General features: G+C 67.3%; 24 protein-coding genes. 17 read left to right on the top strand and 7 right to left on the bottom strand.

The window, feature by feature from the left end; genetic code table 11:
- Positions 1-135 precede the first annotated feature (135 nt).
- From ACZ2IA_RS09740 to ispH, 4 genes are read left to right on the top strand one after another with little or no spacing between them, the layout of a single operon-like run.
- Positions 136-1,074, top strand: a complete 939-nt coding sequence (locus ACZ2IA_RS09740) for a bifunctional riboflavin kinase/FAD synthetase (protein ID WP_470292380.1) — start codon at positions 136-138, stop codon at positions 1,072-1,074.
- A complete protein-coding gene (gene ileS, locus ACZ2IA_RS09745) occupies positions 1,071-3,854 on the top strand; it encodes an isoleucine--tRNA ligase (protein WP_470292381.1) in 2,784 nt (927 codons plus the stop codon). The genes ACZ2IA_RS09740 and ileS overlap by 4 nt, the downstream gene beginning before the upstream one ends.
- A gap of 10 nt (positions 3,855-3,864) precedes the next feature.
- Positions 3,865-4,359, top strand: coding sequence for a signal peptidase II (gene lspA / locus ACZ2IA_RS09750; RefSeq protein WP_470292382.1), 495 nt, complete (start codon positions 3,865-3,867; stop codon positions 4,357-4,359).
- A gap of 56 nt (positions 4,360-4,415) precedes the next feature.
- A complete protein-coding gene (ispH, locus tag ACZ2IA_RS09755) occupies positions 4,416-5,354 on the top strand; it encodes a 4-hydroxy-3-methylbut-2-enyl diphosphate reductase (protein WP_470292383.1) in 939 nt (312 codons plus the stop codon).
- 104 nt (positions 5,355-5,458) lie between these two features.
- Here the strand turns inward: ispH and ACZ2IA_RS09760 are convergent, their stop codons facing one another.
- From ACZ2IA_RS09760 to fabI, 3 genes are read right to left on the bottom strand one after another with little or no spacing between them, the layout of a single operon-like run.
- Positions 5,459-6,622 (bottom strand): acetate/propionate family kinase, encoded by a 1,164-nt coding sequence (locus ACZ2IA_RS09760; RefSeq protein ID WP_470292384.1) that lies wholly within the window; start codon positions 6,620-6,622, stop codon positions 5,459-5,461.
- On the bottom strand, positions 6,619-7,596 hold the full coding sequence (locus ACZ2IA_RS09765) for a bifunctional enoyl-CoA hydratase/phosphate acetyltransferase (RefSeq protein WP_470292385.1): 978 nt from the start codon (positions 7,594-7,596) through the stop codon (positions 6,619-6,621). The genes ACZ2IA_RS09760 and ACZ2IA_RS09765 overlap by 4 nt, the downstream gene beginning before the upstream one ends.
- The gene (gene fabI, locus ACZ2IA_RS09770) at positions 7,597-8,370 is read right to left on the bottom strand and encodes an enoyl-ACP reductase FabI (RefSeq protein WP_470292386.1); all 774 of its coding nucleotides are present in this window, start codon (positions 8,368-8,370) and stop codon (positions 7,597-7,599) included.
- Positions 8,371-8,619: 249 nt separating this feature from the next.
- Here fabI and ACZ2IA_RS09775 point away from each other — a divergent pair, with 249 nt between their 5' ends.
- The 4 genes from ACZ2IA_RS09775 (at position 8,620) to ACZ2IA_RS09790 (ending at position 12,232) form a co-directional block, all read left to right on the top strand.
- Positions 8,620-8,856, top strand: coding sequence for an FmdB family zinc ribbon protein (locus tag ACZ2IA_RS09775; protein WP_470292387.1), 237 nt, complete (start codon positions 8,620-8,622; stop codon positions 8,854-8,856).
- Position 8,857: 1 nt separating this feature from the next.
- Complete coding sequence (locus tag ACZ2IA_RS09780) at positions 8,858-9,478, top strand: DUF502 domain-containing protein (RefSeq protein WP_470292388.1); 621 nt, start codon at positions 8,858-8,860, stop codon at positions 9,476-9,478.
- Between the two features lie 53 nt (positions 9,479-9,531).
- The gene (gene aspS, locus ACZ2IA_RS09785) at positions 9,532-11,334 is read left to right on the top strand and encodes an aspartate--tRNA ligase (RefSeq protein WP_470292389.1); all 1,803 of its coding nucleotides are present in this window, start codon (positions 9,532-9,534) and stop codon (positions 11,332-11,334) included.
- A gap of 280 nt (positions 11,335-11,614) precedes the next feature.
- Positions 11,615-12,232: a peroxiredoxin gene (locus ACZ2IA_RS09790; RefSeq protein ID WP_470292390.1), complete on the top strand. Its 618-nt coding sequence runs from the start codon at positions 11,615-11,617 to the stop codon at positions 12,230-12,232.
- Between the two features lie 87 nt (positions 12,233-12,319).
- On the opposite strand, the gene ACZ2IA_RS09795 is transcribed toward ACZ2IA_RS09790, so the two are convergent.
- Positions 12,320-12,748: a TOBE domain-containing protein gene (locus ACZ2IA_RS09795; RefSeq protein ID WP_470292391.1), complete on the bottom strand. Its 429-nt coding sequence runs from the start codon at positions 12,746-12,748 to the stop codon at positions 12,320-12,322.
- A 154-nt stretch (positions 12,749-12,902) separates the two neighbouring features.
- Complete coding sequence (locus tag ACZ2IA_RS09800; protein WP_470292392.1) at positions 12,903-13,499, bottom strand: arylesterase; 597 nt, start codon at positions 13,497-13,499, stop codon at positions 12,903-12,905.
- Between ACZ2IA_RS09800 and ACZ2IA_RS09805 the strand changes: the two genes are divergently transcribed.
- From ACZ2IA_RS09805 to ACZ2IA_RS09845, 9 genes are all read left to right on the top strand, one after another.
- The gene (locus ACZ2IA_RS09805; protein WP_470292393.1) at positions 13,498-14,193 is read left to right on the top strand and encodes an ABC transporter ATP-binding protein; all 696 of its coding nucleotides are present in this window, start codon (positions 13,498-13,500) and stop codon (positions 14,191-14,193) included. The two genes, ACZ2IA_RS09800 and ACZ2IA_RS09805, sit on opposite strands and share 2 nt — an antisense overlap.
- Complete coding sequence (locus ACZ2IA_RS09810; RefSeq protein WP_470292394.1) at positions 14,190-16,679, top strand: ABC transporter permease; 2,490 nt, start codon at positions 14,190-14,192, stop codon at positions 16,677-16,679. The genes ACZ2IA_RS09805 and ACZ2IA_RS09810 overlap by 4 nt, the downstream gene beginning before the upstream one ends.
- 203 nt (positions 16,680-16,882) lie before the next feature.
- Positions 16,883-17,482 carry a DUF2946 family protein gene (locus tag ACZ2IA_RS09815; protein WP_470292395.1) on the top strand — a complete coding sequence of 200 codons (600 nt, stop codon included), beginning with the start codon at positions 16,883-16,885 and terminating at the stop codon, positions 17,480-17,482.
- Positions 17,483-17,581: 99 nt separating this feature from the next.
- Positions 17,582-18,574, top strand: coding sequence for an endolytic transglycosylase MltG (gene mltG, locus ACZ2IA_RS09820; RefSeq protein ID WP_470292396.1), 993 nt, complete (start codon positions 17,582-17,584; stop codon positions 18,572-18,574).
- Between the two features lies 1 nt (position 18,575).
- Positions 18,576-19,202, top strand: coding sequence for a dTMP kinase (gene tmk, locus ACZ2IA_RS09825; RefSeq protein WP_470292397.1), 627 nt, complete (start codon positions 18,576-18,578; stop codon positions 19,200-19,202).
- Positions 19,199-20,197 carry a DNA polymerase III subunit delta' gene (holB, locus tag ACZ2IA_RS09830; protein ID WP_470292398.1) on the top strand — a complete coding sequence of 333 codons (999 nt, stop codon included), beginning with the start codon at positions 19,199-19,201 and terminating at the stop codon, positions 20,195-20,197. The genes tmk and holB overlap by 4 nt, the downstream gene beginning before the upstream one ends.
- Before the next feature lie 16 nt (positions 20,198-20,213).
- A complete protein-coding gene (locus ACZ2IA_RS09835) occupies positions 20,214-20,594 on the top strand; it encodes a PilZ domain-containing protein (protein ID WP_470292399.1) in 381 nt (126 codons plus the stop codon).
- A 51-nt stretch (positions 20,595-20,645) separates the two neighbouring features.
- Positions 20,646-21,425 (top strand): TatD family hydrolase, encoded by a 780-nt coding sequence (locus tag ACZ2IA_RS09840; protein WP_470292400.1) that lies wholly within the window; start codon positions 20,646-20,648, stop codon positions 21,423-21,425.
- A 10-nt stretch (positions 21,426-21,435) separates the two neighbouring features.
- Positions 21,436-22,212: an MBL fold metallo-hydrolase gene (locus ACZ2IA_RS09845; RefSeq protein WP_470292401.1), complete on the top strand. Its 777-nt coding sequence runs from the start codon at positions 21,436-21,438 to the stop codon at positions 22,210-22,212.
- A gap of 72 nt (positions 22,213-22,284) precedes the next feature.
- Here the strand turns inward: ACZ2IA_RS09845 and trpS are convergent, their stop codons facing one another.
- Complete coding sequence (trpS, locus tag ACZ2IA_RS09850; protein WP_470292402.1) at positions 22,285-23,307, bottom strand: tryptophan--tRNA ligase; 1,023 nt, start codon at positions 23,305-23,307, stop codon at positions 22,285-22,287.
- 354 nt (positions 23,308-23,661) lie between these two features.
- Entirely contained in the window at positions 23,662-24,483 is an 822-nt protein-coding gene (ppsR, locus tag ACZ2IA_RS09855; protein ID WP_470292403.1) for a posphoenolpyruvate synthetase regulatory kinase/phosphorylase PpsR, read from the bottom strand.
- Positions 24,484-24,627: the final 144 nt, after the last annotated feature.

Here is a 24,627-nt window from a genome sequence, read left to right on the forward strand (position 1 = left end):
TTCCTTCTGTCAAAAAAGCCCTGCACAAGCAGGGCTTTTTTCATATATTTCGGCGGCAGCCGCCGAGTGTCCGTGCGGGTGGCGTCCGGGCGTGGCGACCGTTAGAATCATCTGTTTTCAGGAGCAGGGCGGGGAATGCAGGTTTTTTTCGGACCTCCGCATGGCGATGCCGTGCCCCAGGGCTGTGCGCTGACCATCGGCAACTTCGATGGCGTGCACCATGGACACCAGAAAATGCTGGCGCGCCTGAGCGATGCGGCGTGTGCGCGCCACCTGCCGGCGGCGCTGTTGACCTTCGAGCCGCACCCGCGTGAGGTGTTCGCCCGCGGCAATCCGCCGGCGCGGCTGTCGACGCTGCGCGACAAGCTGGCCTTCCTCAAGGCGCAGCGTCAGCTCGATTACGTGTTCGTCTACCGCTTCAATCCGCGTTTCGCGGCGTTGAGCGCCGAAGCCTTCATCCGCCAGGTGCTGGTGGGCGACCTGCATACCCGCTACCTGCTGATCGGCGACGATTTCCAGTTTGGCGCCAAGCGCCAGGGGAATTTTGATCTCTTGGCCGCCTGTCCGGACTTTGTCACCGAGGCGATGCCGTCGGTGCTGGTGGCGGGCGAGCGGGCGTCGAGCACCAGGGTGCGCGAATGCCTGGCTGCCGGCGACCTGGCCGCCGCCGAGCGGCTGCTCGGCCGGCCGTACCAGCTGTCCGGCCGGGTGATGCACGGGCAGAAGCTCGGTCGCACCATCGGTTTCCCGACCGCCAACATCCACCTGCCGCACCGCAAGCCGGCGCTGCACGGGGTGTTCGTGGTCGAGGTGGACACGCCGCTGGGTCGCAAGGGCGGGGTGGCGAGCCTGGGACAGAACCCGACGGTGACCGACACGCTCAATTACAAGCTGGAAGTGCACCTGTTCGACTGTTCGGCCGACCTGTACGGCCAGCGCCTGACCGTGCGCTTCCTGAAGAAGCTGCGCGACGAAGCGCGTTATGATGATTTAAAGGAACTGGTGGCGCAGATCGAGCGCGACGCCGCCAGTGCCCAAGCCTATTTGACCAGTTTGCAACGAGAAAACGCATGAGCATCGACTACCGCAAGACCGTCAACCTGCTGGACACCCCGTTCCCGATGCGCGGTGACCTGGCAAAACGTGAACCCGCCTGGGTCAAGCGCTGGCACGAGCAAAAGCGTTATCAGAAGCTGCGCAAGCTGGCGGCAGGCCGCCCCAAGTTCATCCTGCACGACGGCCCGCCATACGCCAACGGTGACATTCACATCGGCCACGCGGTCAACAAGGTGCTCAAGGACATCATCGTCCGGACCAAGACGCTGTCCGGCTTCGACGCGCCGTACGTGCCGGGCTGGGACTGCCACGGCCTGCCGATCGAGTTGATGGTCGAGAAGCTGCACGGCAAGGACATTCCGGCGGCCAAGTTCCGCGAGCTGTGCCGCGAGTACGCCTACGAGCAGATCGCCCGCCAGAAGAAGGACTTCATCCGCCTGGGCGTGCTCGGCGACTGGGACAATCCGTACCTGACGATGGAATTCAAGACAGAGGCCGACATCGTCCGCACCCTCGGCAAGATCTACCAGAACGGCTACCTGTTCAAGGGCGAGAAGCCGGTGCACTGGTGCATCGAGTGCGGCTCGGCACTGGCCGAGGCCGAGGTCGAGTACGAGGACAAGAACTCGCCGGCGATCGACGTGGCGTTCCGTTTCGTCGACGGCGCGAAGCTGGCCGAAGCATTCGGCCTGTCGGTTAGCGTCGACGACGGCTACGCGGTGATCTGGACCACCACGCCGTGGACGCTGCCGGCCAACCAGGCGGTGGCGGTGAGCGCCACGCTAACCTACCAGCTGATCGACACACCGAAGGGCAAGCTGGTGTTGGTGAAAGAGCTGGCCGAAGCCGCGCTGCAACGCTACGGCTTCGACGGCGCGCCGGTGCTGGCCGAAGCCAGCGGCGACAGGCTCGAGCACCTGTTGCTGCAGCACCCGTTCTATGAGCGCGAAGTGCCGGTGATCGTCGGAGAGCACGTCACCACCGACGCCGGTACCGGCCTGGTGCACACCGCGCCGGCGCACGGCCTGGAAGACTTCCAGGCCGGCCTGGCTTACGGCCTGCCGGTCGACAATCCGGTCGCCGACAACGGCCGTTACAAGTCGAACACCGAGCTGTTCGCCGGCCTGACTGTCTGGGAGGCCAACCCGCGGGTGATCGAAACGCTGGCAGAGCGCGGCGCGCTGCTAGCCAACGTGCGCCTGAACCACAGCTACCCGCACTGCTGGCGCCACAAGACTCCGATCATCTTCCGCGCTACCGCGCAGTGGTTCATCGGCATGGAAAAGGCCGGTCACAACGGTGCGACGCTGCGCGGCAACGCCAAGGAGGCGGTCGACGAGACCGAGTTCTTCCCGGCCTGGGGCCGTGCCCGCCTCGAGGCGATGATCGGCAACCGCCCGGACTGGTGCGTGTCGCGCCAGCGCAACTGGGGCGTGCCGATGACCTTCTTCGTGCACAAGGAAAGCGGCGAGCTGCACCCGCGGTCGGCCGAGCTGCTCGAAGAGGTCGCGCTGCGCATCGAGCAGCAGGGCATCGAGGCGTGGTTCAGCCTGGATGCCGCCGAGCTGCTCGGCGACGAGGCCGAAGAGTACAAGAAGCTGTCGGACACGCTCGACGTCTGGTTCGATTCCGGCTCGACCCACTTCGCGGTGCTGAGGCAGCGCCCGGAGCTGGCCTGGCCGGCCGACCTGTACCTGGAGGGTTCGGACCAGCACCGCGGCTGGTTCCAGTCGTCGCTGTTGACCGGCTGCGCCACCACCGGCCGCGCGCCGTACCGTCAGCTGCTGACGCACGGCTTCGTGGTCGACGGCAAGGGCCTGAAGATGTCCAAGTCGAAGGGCAACGTGGTTGCGCCGCAGAAGGTCAACGACAGCCTCGGCGCCGACATCCTGCGCCTGTGGGTGGCGTCGACCGATTATTCGGGCGAGCTGGCGATCTCGGATGAGATCCTCAAGCGCGTCACCGAGTCGTACCGCCGCCTGCGCAATACGCTGCGCTTCCTGTTGGCCAACTTGTCGGACTTCGCGCCGCTAGAGCACGCGCTGCCGGTCAACAAACTGCTCGAGCTCGACCGCTATGCGCTGCTGCAGACCCGTCAACTGCAGGAGCGGCTGGCCGGCGATCTGTATCCGCGTTACGCTTTCCATCACGCGGTGCAGGAAATCGTCAACTTCTGCTCGGAAGACCTCGGTGCGTTCTACCTCGACGTGATCAAGGACCGCCTGTACACCACGCAGGCCGACAGCCACGCGCGCCGCTCGGCGCAGACCGCGCTCTACCACATCACCCGCAGCTTGCTGCTGCTGATCTCGCCGATCCTGTGCTTCACCGCCGAAGAGGCGTGGGAAGTGCTGACCAACAGCGACGAGGAAAGCGTACTGTTCCACACCCTGCACGAATTCCCGCAGAGCCTCGCCGAGGCCGAGCAGGAACTGAGCGACAAGTGGGGGGCGATCCGCGAGTTCCGCACCCAGGTGAACAAGGAAATCGAGGCGCTGCGCGCCGCCGATCAACTCGGTTCGTCGCTGCAGGCCGAGCTCGACATCGAGGTGCCGGGCGAGCTGTATCAGAACCTGCGGAGTCTGGACGGCGACCTGAAGTACGTGCTGATCGTGTCGCGTGCCGACGTCAAGGAAGGGGCCGAGACCCGTATTCGCGTCACCCCGAGCGCGCACGCCAAGTGCGACCGCTGCTGGCACTACCGCGCCGACGTCGGCAGTCACGCCGGCCACGGCAATGTCTGCGGCCGTTGCGTGAGCAACCTCGACGGTGCCGGCGAGGTGCGTGAGCATGCCTGAGGTCAACATCATGACTCTGTCCGAACGCCGTAGCAGCGGCGCGCTGAAGTGGTTCGCGCTGGCGCTGGCGATCATCGTGCTCGATCAGTTGTCCAAGGTGTACTTCAACGGCAACTACCAGTACGGTGAGGTGCGCGAGGTGATCCCGGGTGTGTTCAACTTCACGCTGCTCTACAATCCGGGCGCCGCGTTCAGCTTCCTCGCCGACGCCGGCGGCTGGCAGAAGCACCTGTTCGCGGTGCTGGCGTTCGCCGTATCGGGCTGGCTCGGCTGGAACATCGTCAAGGGGCGCTTTTCCTGCCTGATGAATGTCGCCGCCAGCTTCATCATCGGCGGTGCGCTCGGCAATGTGATCGACCGGATCATCCACGGCCACGTGATCGACTTCATCCAGATCCATTACTACGATGCCTGGTACTACCCGGCGTTCAACCTGGCCGACTCGTTCATCTGCGTCGGCGCGGTGCTGATGGTGCTGGATAGTTTCAGGAAGCCGGCGCTTTAAACCCCGACCGTGGTCGGCCGAATCGGCCGGCCCGGTCCGCATTGTTAGGAAGCAATATGACGAAGACCATCCTGCTCGCTAACCCGCGCGGTTTCTGCGCCGGCGTCGACCGGGCGATCGGCATCGTCGAGCGCGCGCTGGAACTGTTCGGCGCGCCGATCTACGTGCGTCACGAGGTGGTGCACAACCGTTTCGTGGTGGAGAGCCTGCGCGAGAAGGGCGCAATCTTCATCGAAGACCTGGCCGACGTGCCGGCCGGCGCGACACTGATCTACTCGGCGCACGGCGTGCCGCTGTCGGTGCGCCAGGAGGCCGAGTCGCGCGGCCTGAATGTGTTCGACGCCACCTGTCCGCTGGTCACCAAGGTGCATATCGAGGTGAAGAAGATGCGCGAGGCCGGCCTCGAGATCGTGATGATCGGCCATGCCGGCCACCCGGAAGTGGAAGGCACGATGGGCCAGGCCGATGGCGGCATGTACCTGGTCGAAACTGTCGCCGATGTGGCGACGCTGGCGGTCAACGACCCGGAGAAGCTCTCCTACGTCAGCCAGACCACCTTGTCGGTCGACGAGACCCGCGAGATCGTCGACGCGCTGCGTGCGCGCTTCCCGGCGATCCACGGCCCGAAGAAGGACGACATCTGCTACGCCACCCAGAACCGCCAGGACGCGGTGAAGGCGCTGTCGGACGACTGCGACATCGTCGTGGTGGTCGGCTCGCCGAACAGTTCCAACTCCAACCGGCTGCGCGAAGTGGCGGCGCTGAAGGGCGTCGACGCCTATATGGTCGACAACGCCGATCTGCTCGATGCAGCCTGGTTCGACGGCAAGCAGAAGGTCGGCGTGACCGCCGGCGCGTCGGCGCCCGAGGTGCTGGTGCAGGCGGTGATCGCCCGGATCCAGAGCTTCGGCGCCGAGACGGTCGAGGAACTGCCGGGGGTGGCGGAGAAGACCACCTTCTCGCTGCCGCCGGGGCTGCGCGTCACCGCGGCCTGACAGGTCGACTTGGTATGAAAAGCCCCGCAACCGCGGGGCTTTTCTGTTGCCGCATCGAGCAGCAAGGTTGGCCGAAGCGGGCGTTCGGCCAACCTTGTGCCGGATCAGGGGCGGTTGGCCAGCACACCGGCGGCCAGCCGCGCCATCTCGCCTTCCTCGTCGGTCGGGATCACCCAGGCCGAGCGCGGGCTGTCGGCGTGGCTGATCCGGCGGGCGTTGGCGTCGTTGGCCGTCTCGTCGAGACGGAAGCCGAGCCAGCCGAGCTGGTTCAGGATCGCGGCGCGCACCGCCGGCGCGTGCTCGCCGATGCCGGCGCTGAACACCACCGCGTCGAGGCCCTGCATCGCGGCGGCGAGCCGGCCGATCTCGGTCGCGACCCGGTAGCAGAACAGCGCGACCGCCTCGTGCGCGGCCGGGCTGTGGCTGGTGAGCAGGGTACGGATGTCGGCCGACAGCCCGGACACCCCGAGCAGGCCCGAATGCGTATACAGCTCGTCGCGCACCTCGGCGATGGTCAGGCCGGCCTGTTCCTGCCAGTACAGCACCACCTCGGCGTCGAGCGTGCCGGGACGGCTGCCCATCATCAGCCCGTCGAGCGCCGAGAAGCCCATGCTGCTGGCGACGCTCTGGCCGGCCAATAGCGCGCAGGCGCTGGCGCCGCTGCCGAGGTGGCAGACCACCACGCGCTGTTCTTCCAGGCCGAACTCCGGCAGCCGCCGCGCGATCGCCGCGTACGACAGGCCGTGAAAGCCGTAGCGACGCACGCCGGCGTCGTGCCAGCGGCGGGCGATCGCGAAGCGTTGCGCCAGCTCCGGCATGCCGGCGTGAAACGCGGTGTCGAAGCAGGCGATCTGCGGCAGCGCCGGGTCGATCGCGCTGACTATGTCGATCGCCGCCAGGCTGACCGGCTGGTGCAGCGGCGCGAGAGGCGCCAGTTCGGCGAGCGCGGCGCGGCTCGCCGCGTCGAGCCGGACCGGCGCGGTGAAGCGGCTGCCGCCGTGCACCACCCGGTGTGCGACCGCGAGCGGGCTCAGGCCGTGTTCGGCCAAGGTCGCCAGCGCGGCGGCGAGCTGTTCGGCACGGCTATTGCCGGTCAGGCGGCGCTCCCGCGGCGCGGTATCGGACGGTGCCTGCAGCACCAGCTTGGCGCCTTCGGCGCCGAAGTGGTCGATCTGGCCGGACAGTAGTCGCTCCTGGTCGTCGGGGCTGAATGCGGCGAACTTCAGCGTGCTCGAGCCGGCGTTGAGGGTGAACAGCGCCGCGCTCATCGCACGACCTCCTGACGGCGCCGGCGGTGCGCGAGCAGGCTGGCGATCGCGGTCGAGGCGAGTCGGCCGTCGGCGTCGTCGGCGCGGCTGGTCAGCACGATCGGCACCTTGGCGCCCATCACCACGCCGGCCGAGGCGGCGGCCGCGAGATAGCTGAGCTGCTTGGCGAGCATATTGCCCGACTCGAGGTCGGGCACCAGCAGGATGTCCGGGTCGCCGGCGACGAGCGAGACGATGCCCTTGGTGTCGGCCGCCTCGCGCGAGATCGCGTTATCGAACGCCAGCGGGCCGTCGAGCAGCGCGCCGCGGATCTGGCCGCGGTCGGCCATCTTGCACAGCGCGGCGGCGTCGAGCGTCGACGGCATCTTCGGGTTGACCGTCTCGACCGCGGCGAGGATCGCCAGCTTCGGCCGCTCGATACCGAGTGCGTGGGTCAGGTCGATGGCGTTTTGCGCGATGTCCTGCTTGGTGGCGAGGTCGGGCGCGATATTGATCGCCGCGTCGGTGATGAACAGGTAACGCGGATAGCTCTCCACCTTCATGATGAACACGTGCGACAGCCGCCGGTCGGTGCGGATGCCGGCGGCCTTGTCGAGCACCGCCGCCATGAATTCGTCGGTGTGCAGGCTGCCCTTCATCAGCAGGTCGGCGTGGCCGGCGCGCACCAGCTCGACCGCGCGCTCGGCGGCGGCATGGCTGTGCGGCACGTCGATGTGCTCGTAGCGGGACAGATCCAGTTCCAGCTCGTCGGCGAGCCGGGCGAGCTTGGCCTTCGGGCTGATCAGGATCGGCGTGGCGATGCCGCGCTCGGCCGCCTCGACGGCGCCGCGCAGCGACTCGCGGCTGGCCGGGTGGGCCACCGCCAGCGGCAGCGGGCCGTGCTCGGCAGCGGCGGTGATGAAGTCGGAAAACGCGTGGTCGTCGCGGGTCATCGGAAACTCCGGTAAGGGTTGGCCGAACGGCGGGGCCGGCATTCACGCCATGATGTGGTAGCCGCCGTCGACGTACAGGGTCTCGCCGGTCAGCGCACGCGCCGCGTCCGACACCAGGAAGGCGACGGTCTGGCCGACCTCGTCGATGTCGACCAGGCGGTTCTGCGGGGCGCGCTCGATCGCGTCGTCGATCAGCTTGTCGAAATGGGCGATGCCGCTGGCGGCGCGGGTCTTCAGCGGGCCGGGCGACACCGCGTGGACGCGGATGCCCTGCGTGCCGAGCTCGCTGGCCAGATAGCGCGCGGTGCTCTCCAGCGCCGCCTTGACCGGGCCCATGATGTTGTAGTGCTCGACCACCTTGTCGGCGCCTTGGTAGCTCATCGTCACCAGCGTGCCGCCGTTGGTCATCAAGGGTTCGGCCAACCGCGCCATCTCGATGAACGAGTAGCACGACACCCGCATCGCCTGGCTGAAGCCGGCCAGCGAGCAGTCGGTGACGCGGCCGTGCAGGTCGTCGATCGGGCAGTAGGCGATCGAGTGGATCACGAAGTCGAGCCCGCCCCATTGCTCGCCGATCGCGGCGAACACCGCCTCGAGCTGGCCGGGCTGCTCGACGTCGAGCGGCAGTGTCAGCGTGGCGTCGAGCTGTTCGGCCAACGGTCGCACGTACGGTTCGGCCTTGGCGTTCAGGTAGGTGACCGCCAGCTCGGCGCCCAACTCGTGCGCGGCGCGGGCGCAGCCGTAGGCGATGCTGTGCTGGTTGGCGATGCCGACGATCAGGCCTTTCTTGCCGGCCAACGGCAGATACTGGGTCATGCGGGCTCTCCCGGTGCGCCGACGCAGCAGGGACTGCGCCGTTTATTCCTAATGGATAGTACGCCGCCTTTGTTGCACTGCACGACAAGCCGGGCGGGCGCTGGGCCGCGCTGTGGCGAGAAAGCTGCAACGCTTTTGGTGCAGCGCCTGCGTCGGCTATAATCGCAAGTTTGCGGTGCGGGCTTGATCCGCCGCGTTTTCGACCCTATCTGTCTCGACGTAATGTCACGTTGTCGACCGGAGATTGCCATGCCGATTTACGAATACCACTGCGATGCCTGCGGCGTGAACAAGGAACACCTGCAGAAGATGAGCGATGCGCCGGTCGCGGCCTGCCCGGCCTGCGGCAGCCACGACTACAAGAAGTGCGTGACCGCCGCCGGTTTCCAGCTGAAGGGCTCGGGCTGGTACGCCACCGACTTCAAGAACAGCGGCGGCGGCAGCGCTCCGGCCTGCGGCAGCGGCAACTGCGGCCACAGCCACTGACATGACCCAAATCAAGATGACGCTGAAGGGCTATCTGGTCACCGGTCTGCTATTGTGGCTGCCGGTGGCGGTGACCTTCTGGGTGTTGAACCTGATCGTCGGCACGCTCGACCAGACGCTCAACCTGGTGCCGCGCAGCCTGCGCCCCGAGGCGCTGTTCGGCTTCGCGATCCCGGGGCTGGGCGTGGTGTTGGCGGTGCTGATCCTGGTCGGCACCGGCATGCTGACGGCCAATGTGCTCGGCCAGCGGCTGCTCGACCTCTGGGATGCCTTGTTGTCGCGCATTCCGGTGGTCAAGACCATTTACAGCAGCGTCAAGCAGGTTAGCGACACGCTGTTGTCGGACAACGGCCAGGCGTTCAAGACGCCGATCCTGGTGCAGTTTCCGCACCAGGGCATGTGGACCGTCGCGTTCCAGACCGGCCCGCTGCCGGCCCCCGTCAACAAGGAACTGGGCGACGACTATATCGGCGTCTACGTGCCGACCATTCCGAACCCGACCTCCGGCTACTACGTGATGGTCGCCCGTGCCGACACCAAGCCGCTCGATATGAGCGTCGACGAGGCACTGAAATACGCGATCTCGATGGGCATGGTGGCCCCGGCTCCGAAAGCCGGCTAAGCTGTTCCCAGACCCATCCGACTCTATTTAAAACTTCCATACAGCAGAACATCATGCGAACCGACTACAGCGGACTCATTGACACCAAATACCTCGGCCAGACCGTCACGGTTAAGGGCTGGGTGCACCGCCGCCGTGACCATGGCGGGGTGATCTTCATCGACCTGCGCGACCGCGAAGGCCTGGTGCAGGTGGTGTTCGACCCGGATACCCCGGAAGCCTTCGCGACCGCCGACAGCTGCCGCGGCGAATATGTGGTGTCGATCACCGGCCTGGTGCGCGCCCGCCCGGACGGCACCGCCAACGCCAACCTGACCTCCGGCGCGATCGAGATTCTCGGCAAACAGATCGAGATCCTCAACACCGCGCTGACCCCGCCGTTCCAGATCGACGACGAGAACCTGTCGGAAAACGTCCGGCTGACCCACCGCGTGATCGATCTGCGCCGCCCGCAGATGCAGAAGAACCTGCGACTGCGCTACCGCGTGGCGATGGGCGTGCGCCACTACCTCGACAAGCAGGGCTTCATCGACATCGAAACCCCGATGCTGACCCGCTCGACGCCGGAAGGCGCGCGCGACTACCTGGTGCCGAGCCGCGTGCACCCGGGCGAGTTCTTCGCGCTGCCGCAAAGCCCGCAGCTGTTCAAGCAGCTGTTGATGGTGGCCGGCTTCGACCGCTACTACCAGATCACCAAGTGCTTCCGCGACGAAGACCTGCGCGCCGACCGCCAGCCGGAATTCACCCAGATCGACTTGGAAACCTCGTTCCTGAACGAGGACGAGATCATGGACATCACCGAGGGCATGACGCGCGAGATCTTCCGCGACGTGATGGGGGTGGAGCTCGGCGATTTTCCGCGCATGAGCTACGACCATGCGATGTTCAACTACGGCTCGGACAAGCCGGACCTGCGCGTCAGCCTGAAATTCACCGAACTGACCGATCTGATGAAGACCGAGGAGTTCAAGGTGTTCCGCGGCGCCGCCGACCTGCACAACGGCCGCGTCGTTGCGCTGCGCGTGCCGGGCGGCGCCAGCATCAGCCGCAAGGAGATCGACGAGTACACCCAGTTCGTCGGCATCTACGGCGCCAAGGGCCTCGCGTACATCAAGGTCAACGACAAGACCAAGATCACCAACGACGAGACGAGCGGCCTGCAGTCGCCGATCGTGAAGTTCCTGTCTGTTGCCGCGCTGACCGAAATCATCGCGCGTACCGAAGCCGAGGACGGCGACATCATCTTCTTCGGCGCCGACAAGGCCAAGGTCGTCAACGAGGCGATCGGCGCGCTGCGCATCAAGATCGGCCACGAGAAGGGCGAAGCCGGCGGCTACTTCGTCAAGGAATGGCGCCCGCTGTGGGTGGTCGACTTCCCGATGTTCGAGTACGACGACGTCGAGGAGCGCTGGTTCGCCTGCCACCACCCGTTCACCAGCCCGAAACCGGGCCACGAGGACATGCTGGCGACCAACCCCCACGCCGCGCGCGCGCGCGCTTACGACATGGTGCTCAACGGCTGGGAAATCGGCGGCGGTTCGGTGCGTATCCACCGCGCCGACATCCAGGAGAAGGTGTTCGCCGCGCTGAAGATCTCGCCGGAAGAGCAGCAGAACAAGTTCGGCTTCCTGCTGGAGAACCTGAAGTTCGGCGCGCCGCCGCACGGTGGTCTGGCATTCGGCCTGGACCGTCTGGTGACGCTGATGGCCGGTGCCGAGTCGATCCGCGACGTGATCGCCTTCCCGAAGACCCAGCGCGCCCAGTGCCTGTTGACCAACGCGCCGAACGCGGTCGACGACAAGCAGCTGCGCGAACTGAACCTGCGCCTGCACAAGAAGGCGGAAACCGCCAACTGATCGTCATCTGACGCCGGGACACTCGACGGGCAACCCTACGGTTGCCCGTTTTTTCATGGCGGCGTCGGCGGGGCAATAGCCTCGTGCGCTTGAAATGCGCCGTGCCGCCCGCATTGTGAAGAAGGGCGACGCGCCACCCGCATAGCGGGGGGCAATCGTCGCTATATGGATTTCCAATTGGTCGCGCCTGGCGGTTCTGTTTTATAACCTCGGCGATATCCGCGCCGGTGCCGCCTGTGGTGGCCGGTTGTCTGTGAAACGCATTACTTAGGAGCATTCCATGGCCGTACTCGTAGGCAAGCAAGCCCCGTTCTTTGATTCCGCTGAGAAGACCTTCGCCGCCGTCAAAGGCAATGGCGAGATCGTCGAGAACTTCAGCTTCAAGCAGGAAACCGAAGGCAAGTACGCGGTGGTGTTCTTCTACCCGCTGGACTTCACCTTTGTGTGCCCGTCCGAGCTGATCGCTTTCGACAACCGTCTGGAGGAGTTCAAGCAGCGCAATGTGGAAGTGATCGGCGTGTCGATCGATAGCCACTTCACCCACGCCGCATGGCGCAACACCCCGGTGGAAAAAGGCGGCATCGGTCAAGTGGGCTACAGCCTGGTCGCCGACATCCAGCACGACATCGCCAAGGCCTATGACGTGGAGTCGGACGGTGGCGTGGCGTACCGTGGTTCGTTCCTGATCGACAAGTCGGGCGTGGTGCAGCACCAGGTGGTGAACAACCTGCCGCTGGGCCGCAACATCGACGAAATGATCCGCATGATCGACGCGCTGCAGTTCACCGAAGAGCACGGCGAAGTGTGCCCGGCCGGCTGGAACAAGGGTAAGAAGGGCATGAAGGCCGACGCGGCCGGCGTGGCTTCCTACCTGGCCGAGAACGCCCAGAGCCTGTAATCCGGTTTCCGGTTACGGTTCACGAAAAACCCCGCTGCGCGCAGCGGGGTTTTTTCATGCCTGTTCGGCCAACGTTGGCCGAATCGCTTACTTCCTGACGGCCAGGATCACGCTGGACGCCTTGAACAGCGCGGTAGCCTGCTTGCCGGCGGTCAGTTGCAGGTCGTCGACGGCGTCGTTGGTGATCACCGCGGCGAGGGTCAGGCCGCCGTCGAGCGAGAGCAGCACTTCGCTGTTGACCGCGCCCTTGATCACTGCGCTGACGGTGCCGGTCAGCTGGTTGCGCGCCGAGAACTGCAGGTCGCTGGCGCCGGTAGCGAGCACGATCCACGGTGCCTTGACCAGCGCGATCACTTCCTTGCCGACCGCGAGGCCGAGCGACTCGCTGCTGTCGCGGGTGACCACGGCGGCGAGCTTGGTGCCGCCGGCCAGGGTCAGTTCGACCTCGTCGTTGACGGCGCCCTGGCGCAGCTTGGAAATGGTGCCGTTGAACTGGTTACGGGCCGAAGTTTTCATCTGGGTCTCCTTATGTCTGTTTTGACGTGACGACGGCATTGTCTTCACGTTAAGAAAGTATTGCAATATGTAGATTTATACATAACGCATGACTGCTCATCGTCATCGGTTCACTATAGCGATCCGGAAAGCCGCCCGGTCGGGGTGATTTCTGCTAGCTTTTCAGTAAGGTGCGCAGCTGGCGGTACACCGTCTGCATCATCTGCGGCTGCGCGGCGGCGACCGGATGGATGCCGTCGGCCTGGAAGCGCCGGCGGTCGGTCTCGAAGCCGGCGATCAGCAGCGGCACGTAGGCGGTGCGGTGCTCGCGGGCCAGCGCGTCGTACACCGCGTGGAACTGATCGGTGTAGGGACGGCCATAGTTAGGGGGCAGCGCCATGCCGATCAGCAGCACCCGGGCGCCGGTGGCCTGGCTGGCGCGGATCATCGTGTCGAGGTTGGCCTGCATTTCCGCGAGCGGCAGGCCGCGCAGACCGTCGTTGCCGCCCAGCTCGAGGATCACCACCTGCGGCTTGTGCGCCTTCAGCGCCTGCGGCAGCCGGGAGAGCCCGCCGGCGGTGGTCTCGCCCGACTGGCTGGCGTTGATCACCTTGTGTGCGCCGCCCAGTTGCTGCTGCAACAGGCTGACCCAACCCTGACCGGGCGGCAGGCCATAACCGGCCGACAGGCTGTCGCCGAACACCAGTACCGTGGCCGCCGGCACCGGCAGGGCCAGACACCATAACAAGAGGATGCGTAGCGCCTTGGACATGTCGACTCCCTTATCGTCTGCCGCCATTCTCGCGGCCAGCGAGCTTGGCAAGCAAGTCAGTTTCAACGGTGAGACCCTAACCATTCTGCGAAGTGCCACGCTGTCCCTGTTCGAGGGCGAGAGCGTGGCGATCGTCGGCACCTCGGGCTCGGGCAAATCGACGCTGCTGTCGCTGTTGGCCGGGCTCGACTACCCGAGTCACGGCGAGATCGCCTTGTTCGGCCAACGGCTGTCCGGCCTGTCCGAGGACCAGCGCGCGGTGCTGCGCCGCGACAAGGTCGGCTTCGTATTTCAGAACTTCCAGCTGATGCCGCAATTGACCGCGCTCGAGAACGTGCTGTTGCCGCTCGAGCTGGCCGGCCGGCTCGACGCGCGCGAGGCGGCGCGCAGCATGCTCGAGCGGGTCGGCCTCGGCCACCGGCTGAAGCATTACCCCAAACACCTGTCCGGCGGCGAGCAGCAGCGCGTCGCGTTGGCGCGCGCCTTCGTGATCCAGCCCAAGCTGCTGTTCGCCGACGAACCGACTGGCAACCTCGACCCGACCACCGGCCGGCAGATCATCGACCTGTTGTTCACGCTGAACGAGGAGGAGGGCACCGCGCTGGTGCTGGTCACCCACGACAACGAGTTGGCCAGCCGCTGCGACGCGATCTACCGGCTGATCGACGGCAAGCTGTCCGGAGCCGGGCGATGAAGGGTTGGCGTCGGCTGGTGTTTGCCTGGCGCTTCGCGCGTCGCGAACTGGTCGCCGGCGAGCTGACCGTGCTGGCGCTGGCGCTGATGGTCGCGGTGGTAGCGATGGCGAGCGTGGCGTTCTTCTCCGACCGGGTCGAGCGCTCGCTGACCCAGCAGGCCAGCCAGTTGCTCGCCGCCGACCTGGTGTACAGCAGCGACGCGCCGGCCGACGCCGGCGTGCGCCAGCAGGCGGCGCGGCAGCGCCTGAACTCGGCCGAAAGCGCCATCTTCCCGTCGATGGTGTTCGCCGCCGGCCAGGCGCAGCTGGCCACCTACAAGGCGGTGTCGTCCGCTTACCCGCTGCGCGGCGAGGTGACGATCCGCCGCGCCGACGGATCGATCGCCAGCGGCCGGCTGTCCCCGGTCCAGGGCGAGGCCTGGGCCGACGCGCGGCTGATCGGCCGGCTGAAGTTGAAGCTCGGCGACACGCTGCAGGTCGGCAAGCTTAGCCTGCGCCTCGCCGGCGAGATCGTCCGCGAACCGGACGGTGCGCTCGATCTCTACAACTTCGTGCCGCGGCTGATGTTCAACCTAGCCGACCTGCCGGCCACCGGTCTCGTGCAGGAGGGCAGCCGGATTCGCTGGCGGCTGATGCTGGCCGGCGACGCCGACCGGGTCGAGGCGATGCGCGGCTGGCTCGTGCCGCGGCTGGCGCGCGGCGCCCGACTGGAAAACATCGAGGACGCGCGCCCCGAGATCAAGAGCGCGCTGGAGCGGGCGCGGCGCTTCCTCGGCCTGACCGCGATGCTGACGGTGGCGCTGGCCGCCGCCGCGGTGGCGCTGGCGGTGCGCCGCTATCTCGCGCGCCACTGGCAGCCGGTGGCGGTGCTGCGTAGCCTCGGCCTGACTTCCGGCGAGGTGTGGTGGCTGTTCGCCAGCATCTTCCTGCTGGTGGGCCTGGCGGCCGGTACGGTCGGCACCGTGGCCGGCTATGCGGTGCAGCAGCTGTTGCTGAGGCTGGCGGGCAGCCTGCTCGGCAACGGCCTGCCGGAGCCGGGCTGGTTCGCCTGGGTGATGGGGCCGACCGCCGCGCTGGTGCTGCTGGCCGGGCTGGCCTTGCCTCCGCTGGCGGCGATCCGCAAGGTGCCGGCGCTGGCGGTGCTGCGCGTCGAGCTGCCGACCACCCGGCAGGGCGTCGCCGCGCCGCTGTTGGCGGTGGCGGCCCTGCTCGGGCTGACCGCCTGGCAGGTCGGCGACGCCCGGCTCGCCGCGGTCTGGCTCGGCGGACTGGCGGCGTTCCTGGCGGCGGTCGGGCTGGTCGCCGGTGCCGTGGTGTGGCTGGCGCGGCGGCTGCCGGTCGGCGGCCGGGTCGGCTGGCATCACGGGGTGGCGAGCCTGGGGCGCCGGCCGTGGCTGGCGGTGATCCAGATCGTCGCGCTGTCGGTCGGGCTGATGGCGCTGTTGACGCTGACCGTGGTGCGTGCCGACCTGCTCGGCGCCTGGCAGCGCAGCCTCCCGCCCGATGCGCCGAACCGTTTCGTGATCAATATCCAGGCCCAGCAGCGCGCCGGCGTCGCCGACCAGCTGGCGCAGTCCGGGTTGACGCCGCCGGTGCTCTCGCCGATGGTGCGGGCGCGGCTGATCGAGATCAACGGCAACGCGGTGCAGCCGAGCCGTTACGAGTCGGAACAGGCCAGAAGGTTGGCCGAACGCGAATTCAACCTGTCGTGGAGCGACAGCCTGCCGGCCGGCAACCGGCTGAGCGGCGGTGCCTGGTGGCCTTCGACGCGCGCCAAGCCGCAGTTCTCGGTCGAGCAGGGCCTGGCGAAGACGCTCGGCATCAAGCTCGGCGACGTGCTGACCTTCGACATCGCCGGCATCCCTTACGAGGCGCGGGTGACCAGCCTGCGCGAGGTCGCCTGGGACAGCTTCCGGGTGAATTTCTTCGTGATCGCGCCGGCGAGCTGGCTGGCCGATCAGCCGGCCAGCTACATCACCAGCTTCCACCTGCCACCGAATAGCGAAGACACGGTCAATGCGCTGGTTCAGCGCTTCCCCAACCTGACGGTGGTCGACGTCACCGCGATCATCGACGAGGTGCGCGCGGTGGTCGATAAGCTGGCGCGCGCGGTCGAGGCGCTGTTCGTGCTGGCGCTGGCGGCGGGGCTGTTGGTGCTGTGGGCGGCGCTGGCGGCGACCCGCGACGAGCGGCTGTTCGATGCCGGGCTGATGCGCGCGCTCGGCGCGTCGCGCCAGCAGGTGCGCGGCGTGGTGCTGTCGGAGCTCGCCTGGCTCGGCGCATTGGCCGGGCTGCTCGCCGGCGTCGGCGCGATGGCGCTCGGCTCGGTCGCGGCGACCCAGTTGTTCAACCTGCCGTTGACGGTCAACCCGTGGCTGCCGCTGTTGGGGATGAGCGCCGGCGTGCTGGTGGTGACGTTGTCCGGCTGGCCGCTGGTGCGCACCGTGGTGAAGACGCCGCCGTCGGCGGTGCTGCGTGCGGGTTAAGAGCCGCTAACCTCCTGGCGTTTGCCGTACTGCTTGTACTGTAGCTACGCAGAAACTTCGGCTACGCCTTGTTTTAGCTTCGCTGAAGCTCGGTAAACCTCGCTTTCTGCGGCAGCGCGACGAGCAAGACCGCTACGCTGGGTTTTAGCTGCGCAGAAACTCGGCGAAGCCTCGTTTTGTTAGCGGCTCTTAAGGAGAGAATGATGGACGCAATGGTCTTGGCGGCGATGGCGAAATGGCCGAACGTGCCGGCGGTGTACGGCTGGCTGCGCTTCGACGCGCGCGGCCAGTGGTGGCTGGACGGCAGCCGGGTCGAGCACGCCGGCCTGCTCGATTTCCTGCAGCGCAACTACGCGCGCGACGCGCAGGGCCGCTACTACGTGCAGAATGGCCCGCAGCAGGTCTACGTCGACCTCGACGCCGCCCCGTTCGTGGCGCGCCACGCGCCGGCCGGCTGGTCGCTGACGCCGCCGTGTGAGGAGGTGGTGCCGCGCGCCGCCTTCCTGACCGACGACGGCGACCTGTACCTGGAGATGGCCGGAGAGCTGGCGCGGCTCGACGACCGCGACTGGGCGACGTTGGCCGAAAGCCTGGTCGACGGCCAGGGCCGGCCTGCCGGCGACGCCGAGCTGGCTGGGTTTCTGGCCGGGCAGCAGCGTCTGTCGCTGCAACTGCCGGAAGGGGCGCTGCCGCTCGAGCGTACCGAGCTGGCGGCGCTGATCGCGCGCTACGGCGTCGACTGTGCGCCGCAGCCGCCCGCCGGCGCCTGCGTGCCGGCCACCGGGCCTGAAGACGGCCACTGAGCGGCGGCCGGCTTCGCGCCAGCCGGGGCGCAGGGTATCATGCGGGCTTTGCTGACCGTCGGCCCGCTGCCGGCGGCCTCCCCCTGAGCACCGAATTGCATGAGTAAACTTTTTGTCCGACTGGTCGCCGCGATCCTGGCGTCGGCCGTCCTGTGGCTGGCCTGGGTGGTCGCGGTGCCGGTACCGCTGCCGCAGTCGCCGTACAACGTGATCGTGGGGCCGAACCGCACCCTGCGCCAGGTCGCGAACAGCCTGGAAAGAGACGGCCTGATCCGCAACCGCTGGGTGATGGTCGCGCTGGCGCGGATCGGCGGCACCGACCGCAAGATCAAGGCCGGCCTGTACGAATTCAGCTCGCCGGTGGCGATGTGGCAGCTGCTCAAGCGCTTTGCCGAGGGCAGTCCGGACCAGGCGAGCGTGACGGTGATCGAAGGCTGGAGCTTCCGCCAGTTCCGCGCCGCGGTCGACCGTGAACCGGATCTGAGGCACGACAGCCGCGACCTGAGCGAAGAGGCGCTGCTGGCCGCGATCGGCGCCACCGAGCCGCGCGCCGAGGGGCTGTTCTTCCCCAGCACCTATTACTTCGTGCCCGGCTCGAGCGACCTCGACCTGTACCGCCGCGCCTACCGCACCATGCAGCAGCAGCTCGCCGGCGTCTGGGCGCAGCGTAGCGTCAGGCTGCCGTACAGCAACCCGTACGAGCTGTTGACGATGGCGAGCCTGATCGAGAAGGAAACCTCGCACGACGCCGATCGGCCGAACATCGCCGCGGTGTTTGCCAACCGCCTGAGCATCGGGATGCGGCTGCAGACCGACCCGTCGGTGATCTACGGCATGGGGGCGGCCTACCATGGCAACATCAGCCGCGCCGACCTGCGCCGCGACACCCCGTACAATACCTACACCCGCCTCGGCCTGACGCCGACGCCGATCGCGCTGCCGGGCCGCGCCGCGTTGGAAGCGGCCGCCCACCCGGCCGACACCCGCGCGCTGTATTTCGTCGCGCGCGGCGACGGCAGCTCGCAGTTCTCCGAGACGCTCGACGAGCACAACGCGGCGGTGCGCAAATACATCCTGAAGAAAGGCGGCTGAGATGGCCCGTGGACGTTTCATCACGCTGGAGGGCATCGACGGCGCCGGCAAGAGCACGCACCTGGCGTTCATCCGCGACTGGTTGGCCGAACAGCGCGTCGACACCGTGTTCACCCGCGAACCGGGCGGCACGCCGCTGGGCGAGAAGCTGCGCGCACTGCTGCTCGACGTCGACACCGAGGCGACGCTCGACACCGAAACGCTGTTGATGTTCGCCGGCCGGATGGAGCATATCGCGCAGGTCATCGAACCGGCGTTGGCCGCCGGCCGCTGGCTGGTGTCCGACCGCTTCACCGACGCCACCTTCGCCTATCAGGGCGGCGGGCGCGGCGTGGCGTTCGAGCGCATCCGCGTGCTGGAAGACTGGGTGCAGCAGGGCCTGCAGCCCGACCTGACGCTGCTGCTCGACGTGCCGCTGGACGTGTCGCAGGCGCGGATGGCCGCCAGCCGCACCCTCGACCGTTTCGAGCAGGAGGCGGCCGATTTCCACGAGCGAGTGCGCGCGGCGTATTTGGCGCGTGCCGCCGCCGAGCCGGCGCGCTTCGTGGTGATCGACGCCAGCCGCGACATCGCCGCGGTCCAGCGTGACATCGCCGTACGCTTGGCCGAACTGAAGGGGCGCGCATGAGCCGGCTGCCGTGGCAGGCCGACGCCTGGCGGCAGATCCGCCGCGAGTTCGGCCAGCTGCCGAACGCCTGGCTGTTCACCGGCCCGGCCGGCATCGGCAAGCGCGCGTTCGCCGAGTCGGTGGCGCGCGCCTTGCTGTGCGAGGCGCCGACCGCCGAGCAGGACGCCTGTGGCCAGTGCCCGGCCTGCCACTGGTTCGACGCCGGCAGTCACCCGGACTTCCGGCTGCTGAGCCCGGCCGGCGACGAGGAGGGTGAGACCAAGACCACCACCCGCAAGCTGCCGCAGATCAAGGTGGAAGCGGTGCGCGAGGTGATCGACTTCGCCCACCTGACCGCACACCGTGCCGGGCGCCGGGTAGTGCTGGTCGAGCCGGCCGAGGCGATGAACCTGCAGGCGGCCAACGCGCTGTTGAAGATCCTCGAGGAGCCGCCGGCCAATGTCGTGTTCCTGCTGGTCAGCCACGCGCACGCGCGGCTCTTGCCGACGATCAAGAGCCGCTGCCGGCAGTTTCCGCTCGCTGCGCCGGACCAGGCCACCGCGCTCGCCTGGTTGACCGAGCGCGGCGTCGCCAACGCCGAGGCGGAGCTCGCGCAGCACGGCGGCAGCCCCTTGTTCGAGCACGACCCGGCCGAGACGATGCTGCGTCGCGACTTCGTCGCCGCGCTGGCCACGCCGAGTCTCGCCGCCGCGCTGACGATTGCCGAGCAGATCGACAAGCAGAAGCAGCCGCTGGCGGTGCCGCTGACCTGGCTGGCCAAGTGGCTGAGCGACCTGGCCGGTTTGAGACTCGCCGGGCATATCCGCTATTATCCGGATCAGCAGGCGGTGCTGCAGGGCTTGGCCGAACGGGTCGACCCGGCGGCGCTGTTGGCCTGCTACGACCGGGTGCTGGCGCTGACGCCGTTCGGCCACCATACGCTGAACGTGCGGCTGCAGCTCGAAGCGCTGCTGATGGACTATCTCAAGCTGTTTGCCGCGCGCCGCGCCGGCTGAGCAGGGGGCGATACCGATGGAACTGAGCCTGGTCGACACCGACATCGACACCGAGACCGCGCGGCCGGAGGTGCTGTCGCTGCACATCCAGGAGAAGGGCGCGCTGTACGCGGCCTACATGCCGTTCCTGCGCCACGGCGGGCTGTTCGTGCCGACCCAGCGCGAACTGCGGCTCGGCCAGGAGGTCTTCCTGTTACTGACGCTGCTCGACAGCCTCGACAAGCTCGTGCTGCCGGCGCGGGTGGTGTGGCTGACCCCGGCGCGCGCCGGCGACAACCGCGTGCAGGGCGTCGGCGTCGAGTTCGTGCCGGGCGAGCCGGCACGCCAGGCGCGCCACCGCATCGAGGGCCTGCTCGGCGGTGTGCTCAACTCCAGCCGGCCGACCCACACCCTTTAATCTTCTTTGCCGGTGTCCGCCCAGGCGGCGGGCAGCGGTGGCCGTAACGACATGCTTGTTGATTCGCACTGCCATCTGAACTTTCCCGACCTGAGCGCACGGCTGCCCGAGGTGCTGGCGCGCATGCAGGAAAACCGCGTCGAGCTCGCGCTGGTGATCGGCGTCAGCCGCCCCGACTACCCGTCGGTGCTGAGCCTCGCCGAGGCGCACCCGCACCTCTACGCCACCGTCGGCATCCATCCGGACGACAAGGACGCCGCCGAGTTCAGCGAGGACGAGCTGGTCGCGCACGCCGCGCACCCGAAGGTGGTCGGCATCGGCGAGACCGGCCTCGACTACCACTGGTGCAAGGGCGATCTGGCCTGGCAGCACGAGCGCTTCCGCGTCCACATCCGCGCCGCGCGCCGCACGGGCCTGCCGCTGATCATCCACACTCGCGAGTCGGCGGCCGACACCTTGCGCATCATGCGCGAGAGCGGCGCCGAGCGCGGCGTGATGCACTGTTTCACCGAAGACCGCGAGGTGGCGAAGGCCGCGCTCGACCTGGGCTTCTACATCTCGTTTTCCGGCATCGTCACCTTCAAGAGCGCGCAGGAGCTCAAGGAGGTGGCCAAGATGGTGCCGCTCGACCGCATCCTGGTCGAGACCGATTCGCCGTATCTCGCGCCGGTGCCGTTCCGCGGCAAGCAGAACGAACCGGGCTTCGTCCGCCACGTCGCCGAGCACGTCGCCGAGCTGCGCGGCATGCCGTTCGAGGCGCTGGCCGAGGCGACCACCGACAATTTCTACACCCTGTTCAGCAAGGTGCCGCGCCTGTCCGGCCCCGCTTGAGGTAAGCATCGTGACCCAGACCGTCGACCTGACCATACTCGGCTGCGGCTCCAGCTCCGGCACCCCGGCCATCGGCTGCGACTGCCCGACCTGCTCCTCGCCCGACCCGCGGAACCGCCGCACCCGCTGCTCGGCGTACCTGAAGGTGAACGGCTTGGGCGTGCTGATCGACACCGGGCCGGACCTGCGCCAGCAGGCGCTGCGCGAGGGCATCACCCGGGTCGACCTGGTGCTCTACACCCACCCGCACGCCGACCACCTGAACGGCATCGACGACCTCAGGGCGTTCTGTTACGTGAAGAAGGGCGCGATCCACCTGTTCGGCAACGAGTTCACGATGAACAACATCACCGAACGGTTCGGCTACACGCTGTCGACGCCGACGCCGCAGTGGGACAAGCCGGTGCTGTTGGCCGAAACCATCAGCGGGCCGTTCGAGTTCGGCGGCATCACGTTCACGCCGATCCCGCTCGAACACGGCAGCTGGCCGTGCGCCGGCTGGCGGGTCGGCAACGTCGCCTGGCTGACCGACCTGTCGGCGATCCCGGACGCGAGCCTCGCGCTGCTCGACGGGCTCGACGTGCTGTTCCTCGACTGCCTGCGCAACTCGCCGTACAAGTCGCACCTGGGCGTCGAGCAGTCGTTCGACTGGGCGGCCAGGATCGGCGCGAAGCGCACCGTGCTGATCCACATGACGCACGGCCTCGAGTACCACGAGTTGTCCGGCCGCTGCCCGCCGGGGATCGAGGTCGGCTACGACGGGCTGACGGTCAGCGTGCCCGGCTGATCGTGCTCCGGCCAGGAGCAACGAGGCCCGCCTGGCGTTAGCCGGCGGGCCTCGTCGTCGTTACGGCAGCGCTCAGAAGTAGGTCAGCCCCATCGCACTCTTCACTTCGGCCAAGGTCTTGGCCGCCACCTCGCGCGCCTGGCGGGTGCCGTCCTTCAGGATGTCCATCACCGCCTGCGGGTCGCGCGCCAGCTGTTCGCGGCGGGTGCGGATCGGCTCGAGCAGCGCCTGCAGCCGTTCTTCCAGCTGTTTCTTGATCACCGTGTCGCCGAGGCCGCCCTGGCGGTAGCGCGCCTTCAGGTCGGCCACCAGCGCGCCGTCCGGCTCGAACGCGTCGAGGTAGGTGAACACCACATTGCCCTCGACCTGGCCCGGGTCGCTGACCTTCAGGTGGTTCGGGTCGGTGTACATCATCTTCACCGCCTGGCGGATTTCGTCGGGGCTCGCCGACAGCGCCAGCGCGTTGCCGAGCGACTTGGACATCTTCGCCTTGCCGTCGATGCCCGGCAGCCGCGCGCCGGCCTCCGGCACCACCGCGCGCGCCTCGATCAGGATCTCCTGGTTCACGCTGGCGTTGAAGCGGCGCACGATCTCGTTGGTCTGCTCGATCATCGGCACCTGGTCGGCGCCGACCGGCACCACGGTGGCCTTGAACGCGGTGATGTCGGCCGCCTGCGCCGCCGGGTAGGTGAGGAAGCCGGCCGGGATGTCGCGCTCGTAGCCGCGCTGCTTGATCTCGTCCTTGATCGTCGGGTTGCGCTCGAGCCGCGCCACCGTCACCAGGTTAAGGTAGTAGGACGCCAGCTCCGACAGCTCCGGCACCAGGCTCTGGATGAAGATGGTGCTCTTGTTCGGGTCGATGCCGACCGCCAGGTAGTCGAGCGCCACCTGCAGCACGTTGTCGCGCACCTTCAGGTAGTTGCCCATATTGTCGGTGAGCGCCTGCGCGTCGGCGAGCAGCAGGAACTGCTGGCAGCGCTCCTGCAGCAGCACCCGGTTGCGCAGCGAGCCGACGTAGTGGCCCAGATGCAGCTGGCCGGTGGTGCGGTCGCCGGTCAGGATGATGTCGGTCGGGGATACGTAAAAATGGCTCATGTCGTCTCCTGTCAGGTTCGGGAGAGTCTGCCGGTGGAGCGGGGAAGGAACAAAAAACCCGGAGCGCCTGGCCGGCAGGCTCCGGGTGTTTTAGATACGCAACCGCGGTGCCGCCTCTGTCAGAAGCGCCACCACCAGGAAGGGGATGCGGTGCGTACGTGTGTCATGCGTGCCAGTCTGCCCCCGGCGGCGGCGTTGGGTCAAGCCAGAGTTGCTAACAAAATCCAGCGTAGTGATCCTGGCTAGGTGCTCTGCCGCAGACAGTACAAGTAGTACGGCAAGGCAGAGCAACAACGCCGGGATGGTTTTAGCTGCGCAGAAACTCGTCGTGGCCTCGTTTTGTTAGCGACTCTGTTAGAAGCGCCGCTTCAGGTTGGCCTTGTGCAGAATATTGGTGGCGATCTCCTCGATCGACTTGTGCGTGGTGCTGATGAACGCCACGCCGTGGTGGCGGAACATCGATTCGGCCTCGTTCACCTCGAAGCGGCAGTTGTCCATGCTGGCGTACTTCGAGTCAGGGCGGCGCTCGGTGCGGATATTGTGCAGGCGTACCGGGTCGATGGTCAGGCCGAACAGCTTGTGGCGGAACGGCAGCAGCATCTTCGGCAGCGTCGGCGAGTCGAGGTCTTCCGGGGTCAGCGGGTAGTTGGCGGCGCGGATGCCGTACTGCAGCGCCAGGTACAGACAGGTCGGCGTCTTGCCCGAGCGCGACACGCCGACCAGGATCACGTCGGCTTCGTCGAGGTCCTTCAGTTTCACGCCGTCGTCGTGGGTGAGCGAGAAGTTCACCGCCTCGATCCGGCTGTCGTACTTCTCCTCGTTGATCATGCCGTGGGCGCGGCCGACGGTCAGCGAGGCGCGCTGGACCAGCTCGCCCTCGATCTGGCCGATGAAGGCCTCGAAGAAGTCGATGCACAGTGCGCCCTCTACCTTCACCGCCGCGCGCACTTCCGGGTTGACGATGCTGGAGAACACCAGCGGCCGGTGCTGGTCGCTGTCGGCACTGTTCATGATGCGGGCCGCCACTTCCTGCGCCTTTTCCACCGTGTCGACGAAGGGGATGGTCTCGCGCTTGAATTCGAGCGTGTCGAACTGGGTGAGCAGCGTGCTGCCGAGCGACTCGGCGGTGATGCCGGTGCGGTCGGAAATGAAGAAGGCGGAGCGGCGATGTGGCATGAAAGCACCTCGGTAGGACGATTCGACGAGCGGCGGGTTGCGCCGCGACCAGACGGAAAACAGGCGTTTTATAACGCCGGGGCGGGGTTTGCCGGGCGTTTCTCTTCGGGATGGAGTGCCTCGCTATTATAAACAGGCGACACG

It is taken from the genome of Crenobacter sp. CS_VA4 (assembly GCF_055597485.1).

Coding starts and splice junctions, on each gene's coding strand:
- ACZ2IA_RS09740 (WP_470292380.1), top strand. CDS start 136: ATGCAGGTTTTTTTCGGACCTCCGCATGGCGATGCCGTGCCCCAGGGC.
- ileS (WP_470292381.1), top strand. CDS start 1,071: ATGAGCATCGACTACCGCAAGACCGTCAACCTGCTGGACACCCCGTTC.
- lspA (WP_470292382.1), top strand. CDS start 3,865: ATGACTCTGTCCGAACGCCGTAGCAGCGGCGCGCTGAAGTGGTTCGCG.
- ispH (WP_470292383.1), top strand. CDS start 4,416: ATGACGAAGACCATCCTGCTCGCTAACCCGCGCGGTTTCTGCGCCGGC.
- ACZ2IA_RS09760 (WP_470292384.1), bottom strand. CDS start 6,622: ATGAGCGCGGCGCTGTTCACCCTCAACGCCGGCTCGAGCACGCTGAAG.
- ACZ2IA_RS09765 (WP_470292385.1), bottom strand. CDS start 7,596: ATGCCGGCCCCGCCGTTCGGCCAACCCTTACCGGAGTTTCCGATGACC.
- fabI (WP_470292386.1), bottom strand. CDS start 8,370: ATGACCCAGTATCTGCCGTTGGCCGGCAAGAAAGGCCTGATCGTCGGC.
- ACZ2IA_RS09775 (WP_470292387.1), top strand. CDS start 8,620: ATGCCGATTTACGAATACCACTGCGATGCCTGCGGCGTGAACAAGGAA.
- ACZ2IA_RS09780 (WP_470292388.1), top strand. CDS start 8,858: ATGACCCAAATCAAGATGACGCTGAAGGGCTATCTGGTCACCGGTCTG.
- aspS (WP_470292389.1), top strand. CDS start 9,532: ATGCGAACCGACTACAGCGGACTCATTGACACCAAATACCTCGGCCAG.
- ACZ2IA_RS09790 (WP_470292390.1), top strand. CDS start 11,615: ATGGCCGTACTCGTAGGCAAGCAAGCCCCGTTCTTTGATTCCGCTGAG.
- ACZ2IA_RS09795 (WP_470292391.1), bottom strand. CDS start 12,748: ATGAAAACTTCGGCCCGTAACCAGTTCAACGGCACCATTTCCAAGCTG.
- ACZ2IA_RS09805 (WP_470292393.1), top strand. CDS start 13,498: ATGTCGACTCCCTTATCGTCTGCCGCCATTCTCGCGGCCAGCGAGCTT.
- ACZ2IA_RS09800 (WP_470292392.1), bottom strand. CDS start 13,499: ATGTCCAAGGCGCTACGCATCCTCTTGTTATGGTGTCTGGCCCTGCCG.
- ACZ2IA_RS09810 (WP_470292394.1), top strand. CDS start 14,190: ATGAAGGGTTGGCGTCGGCTGGTGTTTGCCTGGCGCTTCGCGCGTCGC.
- ACZ2IA_RS09815 (WP_470292395.1), top strand. CDS start 16,883: ATGGACGCAATGGTCTTGGCGGCGATGGCGAAATGGCCGAACGTGCCG.
- mltG (WP_470292396.1), top strand. CDS start 17,582: ATGAGTAAACTTTTTGTCCGACTGGTCGCCGCGATCCTGGCGTCGGCC.
- tmk (WP_470292397.1), top strand. CDS start 18,576: ATGGCCCGTGGACGTTTCATCACGCTGGAGGGCATCGACGGCGCCGGC.
- holB (WP_470292398.1), top strand. CDS start 19,199: ATGAGCCGGCTGCCGTGGCAGGCCGACGCCTGGCGGCAGATCCGCCGC.
- ACZ2IA_RS09835 (WP_470292399.1), top strand. CDS start 20,214: ATGGAACTGAGCCTGGTCGACACCGACATCGACACCGAGACCGCGCGG.
- ACZ2IA_RS09840 (WP_470292400.1), top strand. CDS start 20,646: ATGCTTGTTGATTCGCACTGCCATCTGAACTTTCCCGACCTGAGCGCA.
- trpS (WP_470292402.1), bottom strand. CDS start 23,307: ATGAGCCATTTTTACGTATCCCCGACCGACATCATCCTGACCGGCGAC.
- ppsR (WP_470292403.1), bottom strand. CDS start 24,483: ATGCCACATCGCCGCTCCGCCTTCTTCATTTCCGACCGCACCGGCATC.